The sequence below is a fragment of the Planococcus sp. ISL-109 genome, from assembly GCF_018613655.1.
In the GTDB taxonomy this organism is placed as follows: domain Bacteria; phylum Bacillota; class Bacilli; order Bacillales_A; family Planococcaceae; genus Planococcus.
Window position 1 is genome coordinate 32,387 of the sequence record NZ_JAGGPW010000022.1, and the last position, 19,063, is coordinate 51,449.

At 50.0% G+C, this 19,063-nt stretch carries 17 protein-coding genes and 1 tRNA gene; 14 read left to right on the forward strand and 4 right to left on the reverse strand.

Going from position 1 to position 19,063, the window contains the following annotated elements; translation table 11 throughout:
* Positions 1-88: 88 nt before the first annotated feature.
* The 3 genes from argF to J7E21_RS13870 are packed head-to-tail and all read right to left on the reverse strand — an operon-like array spanning position 89 to position 5,194.
* On the reverse strand, positions 89-1,039 hold the full coding sequence (gene argF / locus J7E21_RS13860; protein ID WP_215108767.1) for an ornithine carbamoyltransferase: 951 nt from the start codon (positions 1,037-1,039) through the stop codon (positions 89-91).
* Positions 1,036-4,134, reverse strand: coding sequence for a carbamoyl-phosphate synthase (glutamine-hydrolyzing) large subunit (locus tag J7E21_RS13865; RefSeq protein WP_215108769.1), 3,099 nt, complete (start codon positions 4,132-4,134; stop codon positions 1,036-1,038). The genes argF and J7E21_RS13865 overlap by 4 nt, the downstream gene beginning before the upstream one ends.
* Positions 4,127-5,194, reverse strand: a complete 1,068-nt coding sequence (locus J7E21_RS13870) for a carbamoyl phosphate synthase small subunit (protein ID WP_215108771.1) — start codon at positions 5,192-5,194, stop codon at positions 4,127-4,129. The genes J7E21_RS13865 and J7E21_RS13870 overlap by 8 nt, the downstream gene beginning before the upstream one ends.
* Before the next feature lie 244 nt (positions 5,195-5,438).
* On the opposite strand from J7E21_RS13870, the gene J7E21_RS13875 reads away from it, so the two are divergent.
* The 3 genes from J7E21_RS13875 (at position 5,439) to J7E21_RS13885 (ending at position 7,043) form a co-directional block, all read left to right on the forward strand.
* Complete coding sequence (locus J7E21_RS13875; RefSeq protein ID WP_215108773.1) at positions 5,439-5,849, forward strand: FtsB family cell division protein; 411 nt, start codon at positions 5,439-5,441, stop codon at positions 5,847-5,849.
* A 120-nt stretch (positions 5,850-5,969) separates the two neighbouring features.
* Positions 5,970-6,389 carry a S1 domain-containing RNA-binding protein gene (locus J7E21_RS13880; RefSeq protein ID WP_215108775.1) on the forward strand — a complete coding sequence of 140 codons (420 nt, stop codon included), beginning with the start codon at positions 5,970-5,972 and terminating at the stop codon, positions 6,387-6,389.
* Between the two features lie 192 nt (positions 6,390-6,581).
* Positions 6,582-7,043, forward strand: coding sequence for a DinB family protein (locus tag J7E21_RS13885; RefSeq protein WP_215108777.1), 462 nt, complete (start codon positions 6,582-6,584; stop codon positions 7,041-7,043).
* A gap of 41 nt (positions 7,044-7,084) precedes the next feature.
* Here J7E21_RS13885 and J7E21_RS13890 read toward each other — a convergent pair.
* Positions 7,085-7,158, reverse strand: a tRNA-Met gene (locus J7E21_RS13890).
* Between the two features lie 121 nt (positions 7,159-7,279).
* On the opposite strand from J7E21_RS13890, the gene tilS reads away from it, so the two are divergent.
* The 11 genes from tilS (at position 7,280) to lysS (ending at position 18,638) form a co-directional block, all read left to right on the forward strand.
* The gene (tilS, locus tag J7E21_RS13895; protein ID WP_215108779.1) at positions 7,280-8,683 is read left to right on the forward strand and encodes a tRNA lysidine(34) synthetase TilS; all 1,404 of its coding nucleotides are present in this window, start codon (positions 7,280-7,282) and stop codon (positions 8,681-8,683) included.
* Between the two features lie 10 nt (positions 8,684-8,693).
* The gene (hpt, locus tag J7E21_RS13900; RefSeq protein WP_215108781.1) at positions 8,694-9,245 is read left to right on the forward strand and encodes a hypoxanthine phosphoribosyltransferase; all 552 of its coding nucleotides are present in this window, start codon (positions 8,694-8,696) and stop codon (positions 9,243-9,245) included.
* Positions 9,246-9,365: 120 nt separating this feature from the next.
* Positions 9,366-11,381: an ATP-dependent zinc metalloprotease FtsH gene (gene ftsH, locus J7E21_RS13905; protein ID WP_215108783.1), complete on the forward strand. Its 2,016-nt coding sequence runs from the start codon at positions 9,366-9,368 to the stop codon at positions 11,379-11,381.
* A 105-nt stretch (positions 11,382-11,486) separates the two neighbouring features.
* Positions 11,487-12,254 carry a type III pantothenate kinase gene (locus J7E21_RS13910; protein WP_215108785.1) on the forward strand — a complete coding sequence of 256 codons (768 nt, stop codon included), beginning with the start codon at positions 11,487-11,489 and terminating at the stop codon, positions 12,252-12,254.
* Positions 12,255-12,270: 16 nt separating this feature from the next.
* The gene (gene hslO / locus J7E21_RS13915; protein ID WP_215108787.1) at positions 12,271-13,152 is read left to right on the forward strand and encodes an Hsp33 family molecular chaperone HslO; all 882 of its coding nucleotides are present in this window, start codon (positions 12,271-12,273) and stop codon (positions 13,150-13,152) included.
* Positions 13,133-14,059, forward strand: a complete 927-nt coding sequence (locus J7E21_RS13920; RefSeq protein ID WP_215108789.1) for a peptidyl-prolyl cis-trans isomerase — start codon at positions 13,133-13,135, stop codon at positions 14,057-14,059. Before hslO ends, J7E21_RS13920 begins: the two co-directional genes overlap by 20 nt.
* A 108-nt stretch (positions 14,060-14,167) precedes the next feature.
* Positions 14,168-15,103: a cysteine synthase A gene (gene cysK / locus J7E21_RS13925; RefSeq protein ID WP_215108791.1), complete on the forward strand. Its 936-nt coding sequence runs from the start codon at positions 14,168-14,170 to the stop codon at positions 15,101-15,103.
* A gap of 148 nt (positions 15,104-15,251) precedes the next feature.
* Positions 15,252-16,061 carry a dihydropteroate synthase gene (folP, locus tag J7E21_RS13930; protein ID WP_215108793.1) on the forward strand — a complete coding sequence of 270 codons (810 nt, stop codon included), beginning with the start codon at positions 15,252-15,254 and terminating at the stop codon, positions 16,059-16,061.
* Positions 16,061-16,423, forward strand: a complete 363-nt coding sequence (folB, locus tag J7E21_RS13935) for a dihydroneopterin aldolase (protein ID WP_215108795.1) — start codon at positions 16,061-16,063, stop codon at positions 16,421-16,423. Before folP ends, folB begins: the two co-directional genes overlap by 1 nt.
* Positions 16,423-16,929, forward strand: coding sequence for a 2-amino-4-hydroxy-6-hydroxymethyldihydropteridine diphosphokinase (gene folK, locus J7E21_RS13940; RefSeq protein WP_215108797.1), 507 nt, complete (start codon positions 16,423-16,425; stop codon positions 16,927-16,929). The genes folB and folK overlap by 1 nt, the downstream gene beginning before the upstream one ends.
* A 224-nt stretch (positions 16,930-17,153) precedes the next feature.
* Positions 17,154-18,638, forward strand: coding sequence for a lysine--tRNA ligase (gene lysS / locus J7E21_RS13945; RefSeq protein WP_215108805.1), 1,485 nt, complete (start codon positions 17,154-17,156; stop codon positions 18,636-18,638).
* Positions 18,639-19,063 lie beyond the last annotated feature (425 nt).

Genomic DNA, 19,063 nt, shown 5'->3' on the forward strand with positions numbered 1-19,063 from the left:
CTCCAACTATTATCTACACTTTCCAGCATCTAAAAGAGCCTGACCGGCAAGTGGTCAGGCTCTTTTTTCAGTATCTGTATCGATAAGTTCAATCTCCCATCAAAGTGACGAGCACCGCTTTTTGGGCGTGCAGGCGGTTTTCCGCTTCTTGGAAAATGACCGAATGGGGCCCTTCCAAAATGTCGGTCGTCACTTCTTCTTCGCGATGGGCCGGCAAGCAGTGCATAAAGATGTAATCGGCTTTGGCATGCTTGACGAGTTCCGCATTCACCTGAAAGCCAGCGAAATCGTTGAGGCGCTGGACAGTTTCCGCTTCTTGGCCCATGCTCGCCCAGACGTCTGTGTAGATTGCATCGCTGCCTTTGACTGCAGCTTTCGGGTCATCGGTAACCGTAACGAGCGCGCCGGTCTCTTTCGCGATGGCTTGCGCGAGCTCGACCATTTCCGCGTTCGGTTCATAGCCTTTTGGCGCGGCGATAGTGATGTCGAGGCCGACTTTCGCGGCGCCGATCATCAAGGAATTGGCCATATTGTTGCCGTCGCCGATATACGCCAGTTTGCGGCCTTTCAATTCCCCGAAATGTTCGATGAGCGTCATGAGATCAGCGAGCACTTGGCACGGGTGATAATCGTCGGTTAAGCCATTGATCACTGGGATCGAGCTGAATTGTGCCAGTTCTTCGACAGCGGATTGGTGGAAAGTGCGGATCATCAGTCCGTCCAGGTAGCCGGACAACACACGGGCGGTATCTGCGATCGATTCACCGCGGCCGAGTTGGGTATCTTGCGAACTTAAGAACATGGCGTTTCCGCCGAGCTGCAGCATGCCCGCTTCGAACGACACGCGTGTACGGGTCGAGGATTTCTCGAAAATCATGCCGAGTACTTTTCCTTTTAGGAGCGGCAAGTATTTGTTTTCAGGTTTTTTCAGTTCAATCGCCAAATCGAGCAGGTCAAGAATCTCCTCAGTGCTATAGTCTTTCAAAGATAGAAAATCCTCCTGGGCAACGGTCGGGGCAAGTGGCATTATCATGGTCATTGGGCAAGCACTCCTTTCAAGCGTTCAGATTGTATTTTTAGGCTTATGGCAAAAGCAGCGGCAGTCTCAGGGCGCGACCAAGCGTGGAGACGGTGAATCGCCGCTTGCGCCATACGTTTGGTGTCGGGTATTTCAGAAAAATCAAGGTAGGCGACGGCTGCTGTCGACAGCAGCCAATCGTCAAAAGAAACCTGGTCTTCCGTGACAACGGTGAACCCAAGTGCCTGCCAAGCAGCGAGTTCGCTGGAACCGGCACTTTCTGTGGCGGCGAAAAGCGTTGCGCCTTTTTTAAACTGGGCCAGTTGGACAGAAGAACCGATCAATGCTTTTTCGAGCGCTTCTTCAAACAGCGGTGACGTGCCGATGACTTCGCCTGTCGACATCATTTCCGGCGACAGGATTGGAGACAATCCCGGCAGTTTGATATGGGAGAATACCGGTGCTTTAACCGTGAAGTCGGGCTGTCCATTATACATGTCTTCAATGCCGAGTTCTGCATACGGCACACCCAGCAATAAAGCGGTGGCGTGCTGAACGAGTGGGACATTCGTCACTTTCGAGCTGATCGGCGCAGTGCGTGATGCGCGCGGGTTGATTTCCATAACGTATAATTGCTCGTCTTCATAAACAAATTGGATATTGAAAAGGCCAGTGTAATCGAGTTGTCTCGCGATATGTTTTGCAGTTTCCACCAGTTTTTGCTGCTGCATTTCCGTTAGCGTCACAGGTGGTGTGCTCGCGATGCTGTCTCCGGAATGGACGCCGGTGCCTTCGATATGCTCGAAAATCGCTGATACCCACACATTTTCGCCATCGGTTAAAATATCGGCTTCTGCTTCTTTGCCGGTAACGAAATGGTCGACCAGGACGGGGAACGCTTGTTCAGCGCTGCCAAGCCAAGCGGTTAGTTCGGCTTCGTCATGGAGCACAATCATGCCGCGTCCGCCGATGACATAAGATGGGCGCAATAACACCGGGAATCCGAGCGCCTCGGCTGCTGGCAGCACGTCTTCCGGCTTGTGGGCAGAAGTTCCAGGGATGGTGGGCAAGCCGATCGATTCGAGAAACGCATAAAAGCGGTCGCGGTCTTCCATTTGATCGAGTAAATCGACCGATGAACCGAGCACCGTGATGCCGGCTTCTTCCAATGCTTTCGCCATATTGAGTGAAGTCTGGCCGCCGAACTGCAAAATGACTTGGTTGATGCCTTCAAATTCCAATACGTTCAGCACGTCTTCTGCTGTGATGGGCTCGAAATAAAGCGCATCGGCCACTTCGTAATCAGTGCTGACGGTTTCGGGGTTGTTGTTGATCATGACGGCTTCATAGCCGAGCTTTTGGGCAGCCATGACGCTATGCACGCAGCAATAATCAAATTCGATGCCTTGTCCGATGCGGATCGGGCCGGATCCGACGACCGCCACTTTTTTCGAGCCTGTTGTGCGATCGACGTCTGGTGCTGTGCCCCATGTCGAATAGAAATAATTTGTGTGTGAACGGAACTCTGCAGCACATGTATCAATCATCCGATAAGAAGGGGTGATGTTGTAACTTCTGCGCTGTCCCCAAATTTCGGCGCATGGCACATTCCAAATATCGGCCAATTGCTGATCGCTGAAGCCGAGTTTTTTTGCCTGCAGCAAGCGATCCGGAGTGATATCGTTCCAGCTCATTTTGCCCAGGTCTTGCCATTCGGTCACGATATTTGATAAAGCATATAAGAAATAAGGTGTGATGCCGGTGATGGCATGCAGTTCATCGATGGTTTTCCCACGGATAAGCAACTCGAACAACACGAACAAACGGCGGTCGTCCGGGTTCATCGCCAGTTCCTGCAAATCGCTTGTCGACAGGGCGGCGACACTTGGAAGGCGGAAGCCGTTCGTCGGCAGTTCGAGTGAGCGGATCGCTTTTTGCATCGCGGCTTCCATGCGCCGCTCGATCGCCATTACTTCGCCGGTCGCTTTCATTTGCGTGCCGAGTGAGCGGTTCGCCCCTTGGAATTGATCGAACGGCCAACGCGGAATTTTCAAAGCGACATAATCGAGTGCCGGTTCAAAGCTGGCATAAGTTGTGCCGGTTACCGGGTTCTTCAATTCATCGAGCATATAGCCGATGGCAAGCTTGGCCGCGATTTTCGCGATCGGGTAGCCGGTCGCTTTCGAGGCGAGCGCTGATGAACGGCTGACACGAGGATTGACTTCAATCAGAAAATAGTCGGAGGTTTCCGGATGGAGAGCGAACTGCACGTTGCAGGCGCCGATGATGCCGAGCGCTTCGATGATGTTGATGCAAGAGGAGCGCAGCATGTGGAAATCCGGATCATTCAAAGTTTGGCTCGGAGCGACGACGATGGAATCGCCGGTATGGACGCCGACTGGATCCAAGTTCTCCATATTGCAGATGGTGATGCACGTGCCGTTTGCGTCGCGCATCACTTCGTATTCGATTTCCTTGTATCCTGCTATGCTCGTCTCGACGAGGCATTGCGAAATCGGGCTAGCAGATAAACCTTGTGTGACCAGTTTTGTATAAGTCGCTTCATCTGCTGCGATGCCGCCGCCGAAACCTCCGAGCGTATACGCGGGGCGGACGATGGCCGGGTAGCCGATCCGCTGTGCAAAAGCCAGCGCCCCGTCGATCGAATAGACGATGTCACTGTCCGGCACCGGTTCGCCGAGCTTGTTCATGAGCGAGCGGAACTGGTCGCGGTCTTCGGCTTTTTTGATTGCCGTCATATCAGTGCCGAGCAGCTGGACGCCGTATTGGTCCAGAATGCCGGCGTCCGCGAGTGCCATCGCCAAGTTCAAGCCGGTCTGGCCGCCGACGGTCGCAAGCAGGCCGTCTGGGCGCTCTTTCTGGATGATTTTAGTAGCGGACTCGAGCGTCATCGGTTCGAAATACACTTTTTCTGAGACGCTTTCATCGGTCATGATCGTCGCTGGGTTGTTATTAATGAGCACCACTTCGATGCCTTCTTCTTTCAGTGCCAGGCACGCTTGTGTGCCGGAATAATCGAACTCGGCTGCCTGCCCGATGACGATGGCGCCGGAGCCGATAACGAGTACTTTTTCAATAGAGTCTAATTTAGGCATGCATTTTCACCTTCTTCATATCATTGGCGGTCTCTAAGAACTGGTGGAACAACGCGAGATGGTCCGCGGGTCCTGGGGCTGCTTCCGGATGGAATTGCACAGTCGTGATCGGCAAGTGCGGATGGATCAAGCCTTCGATGCTCCCGTCATTGACGTTTTCATACAGCACGTCGAACGGTGTTTCTTTTAAGCTGTCCGCTTCGACAACATAGCTATGATTTTGGGAGCTCATGCTGACACGTCCCGTCTTTTTATTTTTGACCGGATGATTGGCACCTCGGTGGCCGTAAGCAAGCTTGGTGGTATTCGCACCGAATGCGGCAGCGAGCACTTGATGACCGAGGCAAATACCGAACGACGGGTAGCGTTCCGCCCAAGCGCGGTAGACTGGCAGGCGGCTTGTCAATGCTTGTGGATCTCCTGGGCCGTTCGAGAACAGCAGTCCGTCGACGCCGAGAGACTCGGGAAGCTCGGCAGGTGCGTTGTAAGGAAGTATGCTGACCGTGCAACCAAGGGCAAGCAATTCTTTTAAAATGGAAGCTTTATAATGGAAGTCGACTAAGCCGATATGCAAATGGCCTTCACCGACCTGCTTTATATCCATATTTTCACCGGCTGGGAAAAAGTCGGCCGTCAGCAATTGCCACGGCTGTTCAGGCATTTCCTTATGGAGCAGCTGTGCGGGCATCGTTCCGGTTTCCCGTACGGTTTGGATAACTGAGCGCGTATCGATACCGCTGAGGACCGGCACACCTTGCGATTCGGCGAAGTGCGCTAAAGAACTTGCCCGTTTCGGCAGCGGCCCGTCGTACAGTTCAGCAACGATGATGCCGTTTACTTGGATTTTCTCGGATTGTGCATAAAGCGATTCGATGCCGTACTGGCCGATCAATGGATAAGAAAAAACGATGACTTGTCCTTTATAAGAAGGATCGGTGATGACTTCCTCATAGCCGGTCATGCCGGTGAAAAAAACGACTTCGCCTTGCACCGAGGCTGGTGTGCCGTGCCAGTTTCCGTTAAATGCTTCGCCATTCGCCAAAATTAATTTACCTGTCATTCTCCCAACTCCTTTAATGAATATATATGCATGATAAGTAATTTTTATAACAAACGATGTGTCCTGTATTATAGTGTTGCATAAAAATTAAGTCAACAGTATTTTTATTAATTCCCGGGTAGTTTGGTTAAATTCCGGTAAAATGCAGGAAAAAAAGGAGAAAGGGCTTACAGAAAATCTTTTTATAGTGAATGTTTTTCATGTATAATAATGACAAAATCAGTTGGAAAGGGGCGCGAACGGAATGAAGAGAGAGAAAAAGTGGGAGCAGCAAGGGGTGACTCCACTCCAAAACGACTTTACACGTGCAGCAGAAATTGAAGGCGCGCGAAAAAAGGCGCATCACATCCGTCTTTACCGTCGGCTTACTGTATTTGGATTGATTATTCTGCTGACGAGCATCTGGCTCGGCTCCACCATTTATGCGCAATCCCAAACCATTGCGGGAAAAGAGCAGCAGCACGAAGAAAAGCTGGTGCAGCTTGAGGTAGTGGAAAAGCAGCAAAATAAATTGGAAGAGCAGATTCGCCTGTTGAATGACGATGATTATTTATCGAAGCTAGCACGCAAAGATTACTTCCTGTCAGATGAAGGCGAGATCATTTTCACTATGCCGAATGATGCCGGAAAATCTGCAGAAGATGGCAAGAAATAAGAGTAGTCGGTTGACACTCTTTTTTTCATTGCTATAATTAAAGGTGGGAGTAGTCCCACAAACTGTCAATTTGGCCCGAACGTGGAGTCATCTTAAATTTTAAGGAGGAGCATTTTTTTTATGTCGATTGAAGTAGGCAGCAAGTTAGAAGGAAAAGTCACGGGTATTACAAACTTTGGAGCGTTCGTTCAGCTTCCAACCGGTGCAACAGGCCTCGTGCATATTAGTGAAGTCGCCGACAACTATGTGAAAGATATTAACGATCACTTGAAAGTTGGCGAAATGGTAGAAGTGAAAGTAATGAATGTAGAAGCAGACGGGAAAATCGGTTTGTCGATCCGCAAAGCGAAGCCGCAGCCGGAAGGCGCTCCTAGCCGTCCTAGCCGTCCGCGTCCGAGCAATCGTTCTTTTGACCGCGCCCCTAAGGAAACCTTCGAAACGAAGATGGCAAAATTCCTGAAAGATAGTGAGGATAACCTGTCAACGTTAAAACGAGCCACAGAATCTAAGCGTGGCGGTCGTGGTGCAAAAAGAGGCTAACTTGCTAGCTGTTTTAATAGCATAGAGAAATTGCTTCAACGTAGTTGAGAATTAAACATGGAACGCTTCTCCCTTTGGGGGAGGGCGTTTTTTTATCGACTGGAAAAGCCGCAGATGGTAGGGAAAAGCGATGCGTTTGTCTAAGTAATTACATATCAAGCCTGCAGTATGCAGCGGAAAGGTGTGAAAAGGATGGAACAAAAGAAAATTCTCCAGGTATTCGAAGAGTACGAAGTTTATATGGAGTCGCTTCTCAAAACCTTGTCCGAATCAAGTGACGCGCATAAGCCGATTGCAGACGGCAAATGGTCGATTGCACAAATGGTTATGCATTTGGCGGAATGGGACCGGTTTATCCGCAGTGAGCGCTTGCCGCACATGAAGGCGGGTGCTCATCTCGATGCGTTGTCAGACGTCGATGCGTTCAACCGGCAAGCGATCGACAAAGCAAATACGCTCGGATTTCCGGAAATTGTCGGCCAGGCCATCCAGGAGCGCCGTGCTTTAAAGCAACAGCTCTCGGCGGTGGCGCCGGAACAATGGAGTGCAGTGTTTTACGTCGGCCAAAAAGAAATGACGATGGGCCAGTATTTCGCCGGAATCACTCAGCACGATGCGCATCATTTCAAACAGATCGATGCTTTTTTAACATAAAAAAACAGCGCCCTCCATTTTGGAGGGCGCTGTAAATAAGATGGCGGCAGAGGGGATCGAACCCCCGACCTTACGGGTATGAACCGTACGCTCTAGCCAGCTGAGCTACGCCGCCTTGTTCAAGCGAACAGTTAACAGCATACTATCCCGCCGCACGCGTGTCAATTGGCTTTTGGTGTTTTTTGTTAATTTATTTTATTCGGACTGGCAAGCCGGCAGAACAGGAGGGACGAGCCGTGAAACAATATGAACAGACGATGCTCACATATCTCGCTGAGCATGAGCTATTTGAAAAAGGAGATCGCCTCGTTATCGGCGTTTCGGGTGGCATCGATTCAATGGTACTCTTGCATTTTTTGTCGAGCAAGCGCCATCAGCTCGGCATCACCATCACCGCAGTGCATATCGATCATATGCTTAGAGGCGACCAGTCCGAACAAGACCGGCGTTTCGTTGAACAGTACTGTGAATTGTGGAGCGTCCCGTTCGAAAGTTTTGCGGTGCCGGTGCCTGCCATTTTGGAGCGGGACGGCGGCAACCCGCAGCACGTCTGCCGAACGGAGCGCTACCGCATGTTCGAGTGGGTAATGGCAGATACGGCATCGTACGTTCTCATAACGGCGCATCATGCGGATGATCAACTAGAGACGGTTTTGATGGAAGGCATGCGCGGCAGTTTGAAAAATGGGGCTTTTGGCATGCGCATCAAACGGTCTTTCGGCGGCGGCTCGCTCGTGCGTCCGCAGCTCGCCGTCACCAAAGCGGAAATCGTCCGGTACGCAAAAATGCACCAAGTGCAGCATCGGGAGGACCCGAGTAACTCAAGTGAAACCTACACACGCAACCGGATCCGCAAAGCTATTGTACCTGCAATTATAGAGGAAAACCCTCGCGCAGCGTTACACTTTGCAGAACTCGCGGAACAAATAAACGAGGATGAAGAATTTCTCCAGAACCTTGCCGAACAAACGCTTCGGGAACTCCTGGCTTGTCCGGATGAATTGGTTGTTTCTGCCGAAAGTTTCAGAAATCATGCCGTTGCTTTACAAAAAAGGATGGTTCTACTACTATTAAACTATCTGTATAATCAGAAGCAAGTGTTGATAACAAGCCAATTGGCGGAACAAGTGCGCGAGCTGCTACAAAGTTCTTCGGGCACTGTTTTTTTACATTTGCCGAAAAATTATATGATGAGACGCCAGTACGACCGGGTTTTCTTCGAAAAAGCCAAAGAACAGCAGGAATACATTCAGGCGGATATCGGCCTTGCATGGTCGCCACCTGTGAAAGGTGTCCGTTACTGCGTCACGGCTGTCGGTGAAGAACCGGAAGCGGCGGATGCCGCCTTCTGGTATTTCCAGTCGGCGGAGACAAAATTTTGTCTTCGCGGGCGAAAGCCTGGCGATCGGATCGAGCTCGCTGGCATGAGCCAGGAAAAAAAACTTGCTCGGCTCATGATTGATGAGAAAGTTCCTGTCCAGGAGCGGCAAAACTGGCCAATCATTGTTGCCGGAGACGATCAAGTATTACTAGTGCCCGGTTTGCGCACGGCTGCGTGTTTAAGTCGAACAAAGCGTGCGGGGGACAATCGCGTATTAGTTGAACAATGCACAGACTATGCAAAACGAGGAAGAAACTAGGAGGCCCACCATGCTACAAAAGGACATTAAAGAAGTATTGATCAGTGAAGAACAGCTGCAACAAAAAGCGCGCGAACTCGGAGAAACCTTAACCCGCGATTACGAAGGGAAATATCCGCTGGCAATCGGTGTATTAAAAGGCGCAATGCCATTTATGGGCGATCTTATGAAGCGCATCGACGGCTATATCGAAATGGATTTCATGGACGTTTCAAGCTACGGCAACGCCACGATTTCTTCCGGGGAAGTCAAGATCGTCAAAGATTTGAACACGAGCGTTGAAGGCCGCGACCTGCTTATCATCGAAGACATCATCGATAGCGGACTGACGCTTAGTTATTTAGTGGACTTGTTTAAATACCGCAAAGCGAATTCCATTAAAATCGTTACCTTGCTTGATAAGCCGACTGGACGCAAAGTGGATTTGAAAGCAGATTATATCGGCTTTGAAGTGCCGGATGCATTTGTTGTCGGCTACGGCCTGGATTATGCGGAAAAATACCGCAACCTTCCATATATCGGCATTCTCAAGCCAGCTGTTTACAGCGGCGAAGAGGAATAGTCAAGAAACGTTCAAAGAACCGATGATTTAACCATGCCGTAAAGGCTTTTCATTGTATGCATTTTTGTCCCTGTGTTAGTATTTAGTATAGTTTTGGGAAACTTTGTGAGGAGGCGCGGGATGAATCGAATATTCCGATACACCATATTTTATCTACTGATATTCCTAGTCATCATCGGTATTCTAGGGACTTTCAATAATAGCAATCAACCGACGCAAGAAATTAATTACAACCAATTTTTGGAAGCGCTAAACGCTGGCGAAATTTCGGAAGTGACCATACAGCCGGATGCACAAGTGTATGAAGTAACCGGCCGGATGGCGAATTACGAAGAAGGCGAATCGTTCGTGACCAACATTCCAATTGAGAATGAAGCATTGGTTACACAGATTGATGAAGTCGCGACAGCGCAAGATGGTGTAACAGTTGAGTTTTTGAAAGCTCCGCAAACGAGCGGCTGGGTTCAATTCTTTACGGGCATCATTCCATTCATCATTATCTTTATCTTGTTCTTCTTCTTGCTTAACCAATCACAAGGCGGCGGTGGCGGCCGAGTGATGAACTTCGGGAAAAGCAAGGCGAAGCTTTACGATGACCAGAAGCAGAAAGTTCGTTTCGACGATGTAGCGGGAGCGGATGAAGAGAAACAGGAACTTGTCGAAGTTGTCGATTTCCTGAAAGATCCACGCCGCTTCGGCGAAGTCGGTGCACGCATTCCGAAGGGGATCTTGCTTGTCGGACCTCCAGGTACAGGGAAAACCCTGCTTGCCCGTGCAGTAGCTGGCGAAGCAGGCACGCCGTTCTTCTCGATCAGTGGTTCTGATTTCGTGGAAATGTTTGTCGGTGTCGGAGCTTCGCGTGTTCGTGATTTGTTCGAGAACGCGAAGAAAAACGCACCATGTATCATCTTCATCGATGAAATCGATGCAGTTGGCCGTCAGCGCGGCGCCGGACTTGGCGGCGGGCATGATGAGCGGGAACAAACGCTCAACCAATTGCTCGTCGAAATGGATGGCTTCGGCGCGAACGAAGGCATCATCATAATTGCTGCAACCAACCGTCCAGACATCCTGGATCCGGCACTTCTGCGTCCTGGCCGTTTTGACCGCCAGATTACAGTTGGCCGTCCGGATGTTAAAGGGCGCGAAGAAGTGTTAAAAGTCCATTCGCGCAACAAGCCGCTTGATGAAAGTGTCGACATGAAGGCAATCGCTCAGCGTACGCCTGGCTTCTCCGGTGCAGACCTTGAGAACTTATTGAACGAAGCAGCTCTTGTAGCCGCTCGCCGCAATAAAAAGAAAATCGACATGTCCGATATCGATGAAGCGACAGACCGTGTTATTGCCGGTCCGGCGAAGAAGAATCGCGTCATTTCGAAAAAAGAACGCAATATTGTCGCTTATCACGAGTCAGGCCATACCGTTATTGGCTTGATATTGGACGATGCAGACATTGTCCACAAAGTGACAATCGTACCGCGCGGCCAGGCTGGCGGATATGCCGTCATGCTGCCGAGAGAAGACCGTTACTTTATGACAAAACCGGAACTTCTCGATAAGATTGCCGGCTTGCTCGGCGGACGTGTTGCAGAGGATATTGTCTTCGGCGAAGTATCCACTGGCGCGCACAATGACTTCCAGCGTGCGACAGGGATCGCCCGCAGCATGGTTACTGAATACGGGATGAGCGATAAGATCGGCCCAGTCCAATTTGGCCAATCCCAAGGTGGAAATGTCTTCCTTGGACGCGATTTTAATTCGGATCAGAACTATTCCGACGCCATCGCATTCGAGATCGACCAGGAAATCCAGCGCATCATTAAAGAGCAATATGTCCGGACTAAAGAGATCCTCACTGAAAAGCGTGAGCTACTCGAACTCCTCGCCAAGACGTTGCTGGAAGTGGAAACATTGGATGCTGCTCAAATCCAGCACTTGAAAGAACACGGCACATTGCCGGAGCGTTCGTATGAAGCCTTGAACGGCAACTACGAAGACGAAGGAGAAAGCGAAACGGATCAAGACGCCGTCAACCCGGATGTTACGGGAGCGCCGAATGATCCATCATCAGGCGATTTGCCGGAAGAAGGCTCATCGACTGATTCGCAAGGCCCGATCAAAGAAGACCGCAAATAATCAAAAGCCGGTGCCGGCCCTCTCAGGGGCTTGGCACCGGCTTTTTGGTTTCGTGAAATTATGGTATGATGTGTTGGAAATTCAGCAGATAAATGGGGAGAAACTATGATCTTAGTGATGGATACCGGCAATACCAATATCGCCCTTGGCGTATATGATAATGACACACTTCTGCACCATTGGAGGATGGAAACTGATCGCCACAAAACCGAAGACGAATACGCCATGCAAATCAAAGCGTTCTTGAATCATGTCGGTCTCGGTTTCGACGCAATCGACGGCGTCATCATGTCATCGGTCGTCCCGCCGATCATGTTCGCGTTGGAGCGCATGGCACAAAAGTATTTTCATACAAAAGCGTTGGTCGTCGGACCGGGCGTTAAGACCGGCCTCAATATCAAATACGAAAATCCGCGCGAAGTCGGCGCGGACCGCATCGTCAATGCTGTCGCAGCTATCCAGGAATACGGCGGCCCGCTGATCATTGTCGATTTCGGCACCGCCAACACGTTTTGTTATATCGATGAACACAATCATTACCAAGGCGGCGCGATTGCCCCCGGCATCCAAAGCTCGACCGAGGCGCTTTACACGCGCGCGTCGAAATTGCCGCGTATCGAAATCGCCTGCCCGGACTCAGTCGTCGGCAAAAATACCATTTCAGCGATGCAGGCGGGAATCGTCTACGGATATGTAGGCCAGGCGGAGGGCATTATCGTGCGCATGAAAAAACAAAGCAAAGAGCCCCCGAAAGTCATTGCGACTGGTGGCCTCGCACCGCTCATTGCGGCAGAGTCGGATATGATTGACCTCGTCGATCCATTTTTGACATTGAAAGGTTTACATTTTATTTATAAACGCAATCAAGCGTAAAGGAAGGAAGAACTATATGGCAGATTATCTAGTACGCGGCCTCGGCTTTAACGGCCATGTCCGCGCATTTGCAGTGAATACGACAGAGACGGTCGGCGAAGCGCAGCGTCGCCACCAGACGTGGCCTGCCGCAACAGCGGCACTGGGCCGCTTAATGACAGGAGGCGTCATGTTCGGCGCGATGTTAAAAGGAGACGACCGCGTCACCTTGAAAATTGAAGCAGGCGGTCCAATCGGGCATCTATTGGTCGACAGCGATGGCAAAGGCAATGTGCGCGGCTATGTGTCCAATCCGCAAACTCATGTCGATAGCAAGGGCGGCAAGCTCGATGTAAAAGGCGTCGTCGGCACGAACGGCATGCTGTCGGTCGTCAAAGACCTCGGCATGCGCGATTATTTCACTGGCCAGACGCCGATTGTCTCCGGGGAGATTGCTGAAGATTTGACCTATTATTTTGTCGTTTCTGAACAAATCCCGTCATCAGTCGGTCTTGGAGTGCTCGTGGATACCGATAATTCCGTGCTCGCGGCCGGCGGGTTCATCATCCAGTTGATGCCGGATACTGATGATGAGACCATCACCGCCATCGAAAAGCGTTTAGCTAAAATAGAACCCGTGTCTTCAATGATCAAGCGCGGACTTTCGCCGGAAGAAATTCTGGAAGAAGTACTCGGGCATGACAATGTCCAGATTCTCGGGAAAACACTGGTGCAATTCAAATGCACTTGTTCCAAAGAGAAATTTGCTGAAGGGCTGATCGGGCTCGGAGCGGCGGAAATCCGTGAAATGATCGAAACAGACGGACAAGCAGAAGCGGAATGCCATTTCTGCCACGAGAAGTACCACTACAACAAAGAAGAATTGGAAGCGTTGCTCAATGAAATCGAATCGAACTAACACAATACCCCCGCAACAGAAGCGCCATTTGAAAACGAAACCGGTACTCTTGATAATCGGCATCTTGCTGCTGGCCAATTTGCTATGGTTTATCGCTTGGCTCATCCCGAACGGCAGCAGCGCAGCTAACGAAGAAGTCGCAGCGGTCGACGGGGAAGAAGTTACCCGCGCCGAGTGGATGGCAGCTATGGAAGAACAGCATGGGCGCGGGGCATTGCTCGAACTCGTCAACGAAAAAGTCATGTCCGCAGCAGCGGACGATTACGGAATCGACGTATCCGACAAGGAGATCGATCTGGAACTCGCGATGCTCCGGACCGCCCAGGACGGAACAGAAGAACTACTCTATGCGAATGACACGGAACGCCAGCGTGAGAAAGTGAAAGCACAATTGATTTTGGAGAAAGTACTGACGAAAGACGTTCTGATTGAGGAGCAAGCTATCAAAGATTTCTATGAAGACAATAAGGTGATCTATGAAGTCAAGGATTCATACCGCACGAGCATGATCGTCTTGAATTCCAAAGCGGAAGCGGAAGAAGCGATCAAGGAGCTGGAAAGTGGATCAAGCTTTGAAGCGCTGGCGCGTGAACGCTCTATCGATAACGCTACAGGCAATCTAGGGGGGGACATCGGTTTTGTTTCGCCGAATCAACCATCGATCGACCAGCAGATTGCCGAAACGGTAGGTAGCCTCGAACCTGGAACTTGGTCATCACCGCTCGCGCTTGATGACGGCCGGACGGCCATCATTATGGTGAAAGAAAAAATCGAAGGCCGCAAGTTCAGCTATGACGAAGTGCAGGAGCATATCAGCCGGGAACTAGCACTTGAGCAATTGCCGCAATCCGTTTCTCCGGAAGCATTTTGGCAGGAATTCGACGCGGAATGGTTCTACGGGGAATGAGTTGCTCTCTATAGAGCCTTTCCTCTAAAGTTTGACAGCATATATGACAATTGCTAAGATAAATTCATACAAAGTCGATAAAAACACTAGGGATTAGGAGTGGTAAGCATGGCACGAGTAGGAAATTCGATTATTGACTTGATTGGGCAAACGCCGATTGTTAAATTGAACCGGCTGACAGGACCTGAGGATGCGGAAGTTTACGTGAAATTGGAATATTTCAACCCTGGCTCAAGCGTCAAAGACCGCATTGCACTCGCGATGATCGAAGCGGCTGAAAAATCCGGTGACTTGAAATCCGGCGATACCTTGATCGAGCCGACAAGCGGCAACACGGGCATCGGCCTGGCCATGATTGCGGCAGCGAAAGGCTATCGCGCCGTGCTGGTCATGCCTGAAACGATGAGCATGGAACGCCGCAATTTATTGCGCGCCTACGGGGCGGAACTGGTCTTGACGCCAGGCCCGGACGGAATGAACGGCCCAAACGGCGCCATCAAGACAGCCGAAAAGCTTGCAGGGGAAAACTCGTGGTTCATGCCGCAGCAATTCAACAACCCGGCAAACCCGGAAGTGCATCGTTTGACGACCGGTCCTGAAATCGTGGAAGCGATGGATCAATTGGATGGATTCATTTCCGGTATCGGAACAGGCGGCACGATAACAGGCGCTGGCCAAGTATTGAAAGAACATTTCCCGAACGTCCATATTGTGGCCGTTGAGCCGACTGATTCCCCTGTCCTGTCCGGCGGAAAACCAGGGCCTCACAAAATCCAAGGCATCGGCGCTGGTTTTGTTCCAGCCGTATTGAACACAGAAATCTACGACGAAATCATGCAAGTGAGCAACGAGCAATCCTACGACACGGCACGCAAAACGGCGCGTGAAGAAGGTATTCTCGGCGGTGTTTCATCCGGAGCGGCCATCTATGCTGCACTCGAACTCGCCAAGCGTCTCGGGAAAGGCAAGAAAATATTGGCGATTTTGCCATCAAACGGCGAGCGCTACTTAAGCACTCCGCTTTATCAATTCGACGAAAATTAATGAGGGGTTTAACAGGGTCTGCTGACAAGCGGGCTCTTTTATTGTGGCGAAAAGGCATGGGTTCGCGATAAGATAAAGGCAGTTTGAAAAATATTATTTCCCAGGAAATGACCTGTTTCTTTATTCCATAGATGGACGGTGAACTACGATGAATCTAAACTTAAACGAAAAAACGCGCGTTATGGGCATTTTGAATGTGACGCCGGATTCTTTTTCCGACGGCGGGCAATTCGATAATGTTGAAAAAGCTGTCGCCCGTGCCAAGCAAATGATTGGAGACGGAGCGGAAATTATTGATGTCGGCGGCGAATCGACGCGTCCCGGGCATACACAGATCTCCGATGAGGAGGAAATTGCGCGAGTTGTTCCGGTCATCAAGGCGCTCAAACAACAAGCGGATGTCCTTATTTCCATTGATACATACAAATCCGGCGTCGCCAAAGCGGCCATCGAGGCAGGCGCGCACATTATCAACGACATATGGGGCGCAAAATACGACCCTGAAATCGCCAAAATCGCAGCCGACAAAAAAGTGCCGATCATCCTCATGCACAATCGGACTGAGGCGGTTTACGAGGATTTTTGGCAAGACGCCAAAGAAGATTTATTGGAAAGCATCCACATCGCACGTGCTGCGGGTGTTCCAAACGAACAGATTTGGCTGGATCCCGGCATCGGTTTTGCCAAAACACTCGCACAAAATATCGAGATGATGCACCACCTCGACCAACTCGTAGCAATGGGTTATCCGGTGCTTCTCGGCACGTCACGCAAATCGTTTATAGGGAAACTGCTCGATGTCCCGGTCGATGAACGTTTGGAAGGGTCTCTCGCGACGGCAGCTTACGGCATCATGAAAGGCTGCCAAGTGGTCCGCGTCCACGACGTCAAAGAGACTGCAAGAATAGTGAAAATGATGGATTTCTTGAATGGCAAGACCAAGATGGAGGGGTATTGATGGATTATATTCATTTGAATGATATGGAATTTTATGGGTATCACGGTGTCTTCCCAGAAGAAACCAAGCTCGGACAGCGCTTCCGAGCGACGGTGACATTGGCGGTTGATTTAAAGCGTGCAGGAGAAACCGATGAACTGGAGCATACAGTCCATTACGGCGAAGCCTACGAAACATGCCGCGAAATTATTGAAGGAAAGCCGAAAAAGTTGGTGGAAGCAGTAGCAGAGACAGTAGCCGCCGAAATCCTAAGCCGCTTCCCGCTCGTCCAAGGAGTGCGTGTGCAACTAGTCAAACCAGATCCACCGATTCCGGGCCATTACAAATCGGTGTCGATTGATATCACTCGGGGGAACTTCTAATGAACACTGCATATTTGTCGCTCGGTTCGAATTTAGGGAACCGGAAAGCGCAGCTTCAGGAAGCGGTGCGGCTGCTTCAGGAACATCCCGGAATTTCTAATGTGAAAATTTCTTCTATCTATGAGACGGCTCCCGTCGGCTTCACCGAGCAGTCGGCGTTTCTGAACTTGGTCGTTCAATTGGAGACCACGCTTTCCGCGCTCGAATTATTGGATGCGTGCCAGGAGATAGAACAGGCACTGCACAGGGAGCGCATTGTCCGTTGGGGGCCGCGCACGGTAGACCTTGACATATTGCTTTATAATCACGACAATATGCAAACGGAGAGGCTGGTTATCCCGCATCCCCGTATGCAGGAGCGGGCTTTTGTACTCGTCCCGCTGCGCGACCTCATGCCTTCGCTGCTTCTTCCGGAAGATGTGGAGGCGCAAGAGGTAGCCTTACAGAAAACCTATAGCGACACAAACGCTTTTCTGCGTGATAACGACTCATCGCAGAAACTTTGAACATCTATCATGGATTTTTATAGAGACCAATAGAACCGCATGAAAACAAGTGGCAAACGAGAAGACGTTTCAAAAAGAGCTAACGGTACCTTAAGTAGTGTAAATTGAGATAAAAAGCTGCCACCGAACATTGGCAGCTTTTTCTTATGTAGCAGCAAGAGAAATTGTGTACAATGGATAAATACACGAAAGCACGTGGTTTTAACATAAAAGGAGTGTAGGACATGTCAGAAGAATTGAATGACCAATTATTGGTGCGCCGTCAGAAAATGCAAACTTTCCGTGATCACGGACTGGATCCGTTTGGTAAGCGTTTTGAACGCACGCACCTTTCGCAAGAGATCGTTGAGCAATACGACCAATTCTCCAAAGAAGAGCTAGAAGAAAAATCCGTTGAAGTCATTATCGCCGGCCGCATCATGACCAAACGCGGTAAAGGAAAAGCCGGCTTTGCGCACCTGCAAGATTTGAAAGGCCAGCTTCAGATCTACGTCCGCAAAGACGCAATCGGCGAAGAAGCATACGAATTCTTCAAAACGGCAGATCTGGGCGACATTATCGGTGTTCGCGGGACTGTTTTCAAAACAAATGTCGGTGAACTTTCTGTCAAAGCACGAGAAGTGGAATTCTTAACAAAAGCCCTTCGCCCGCTGCCGGAAAAATTTCACGGCCTAAAAGACGTAGAACAGCGCTATCGTCAGCGCTATCTAGACTTGATCGTAAGCGAGGAAAGCAAAGAGACGTTTATCCTCCGCAGCCGCATCATCCAATCGATGCGTCGCTACCTGGATAACGAAGGCTTCCTGGAAGTCGAAACACCGATGCTTCATTCCATCGCTGGCGGAGCGACAGCACGCCCATTCATGACTCACCACAATGCATTAGATATGCAGTTATATATTCGCATCGCCATCGAGCTTCATTTGAAGCGCCTCATTGTCGGTGGGTTGGAAAAAGTTTACGAAATCGGCCGCGTTTTCCGCAACGAAGGGATTTCAACGCGCCACAATCCGGAGTTCACGATGCTCGAACTTTACGAAGCATACGCTGACTATAACGACATCATGGAACTTACGGAGAACTTGATTGCCCACACAGCACAAGAAGTTCTCGGCATGACTACAGTCCGCTATGGTGAAGAAGATATCAACCTTGCTCCGGGCTGGACGCGTCTGCACATGGCAGATGCGGTTAAAGAATATACAGGCGCCGACTTCTGGAAGCAAATGTCGAAAGAAGAAGCTCAAGTGCTCGCTAATGAGCATGGCATTGAAATCAAACCGACGATGGAAGTTGGGCATATCCTAAACGAATTCTTCGAACAAAAAGTCGAAGAGCAGTTAGTACAGCCAACATTCATCTACGGACATCCAGTTGAAATTTCCCCGCTGGCTAAGAAGAATCCAGAAGATGAGCGCTTCACGGATCGCTTCGAGCTATTTATTGTACGTAGAGAACACGCAAACGCCTTTACTGAATTAAACGACCCAATTGATCAGCGCAAACGCTTTGAAGCTCAACTCGTAGAGAAAGAGGAAGGTAACGATGAAGCGCACGAAATGGATGATGATTTTATCGAAGCGTTGGAATATGGTCTTCCACCAACTGGAGGCTTAGGCATCGGAATCGATCGCTTAGTCATGTTGCTAACAAATTCCGCCTCGATCCGAGACGTATTATTGTTCCCGCAAATGCGACCAAAAGAATAATAGAAATAGAAATCCAGATAAGCTATCCAGCTTATCTGGATTTTTTTAAAGAACTCTCTTGCGCTCACGTTAAATAGATGATAAGATACTTCTTGTCGCGTTTTTAGAAAATGCGTGTTATAAATAAAGGCGAAAAAATTCGCTCTTGACTCTTAATTAAGAGTTTGGTAATATAGAAAAGTCGCTGTCATATAAGCGTATTCAAAACTTGAACCTTGAAAACTGAACAGCAAAACGTCAACGAAAGACGTCACGAGCGCTTAGGCGTGCGAACGGCTTTTGCGAGGGTCGCCTTTGGCGATCACCGCACAGCTTTTCGATCATCTCGGTGTTCGTGACTTAACTTACTGATCAGCCCTTGTGCAGATCAAAGCGAATCGTGCGTTTTCGGACGGCGATACGCCAGCAGTATTGAGCAATCAAAT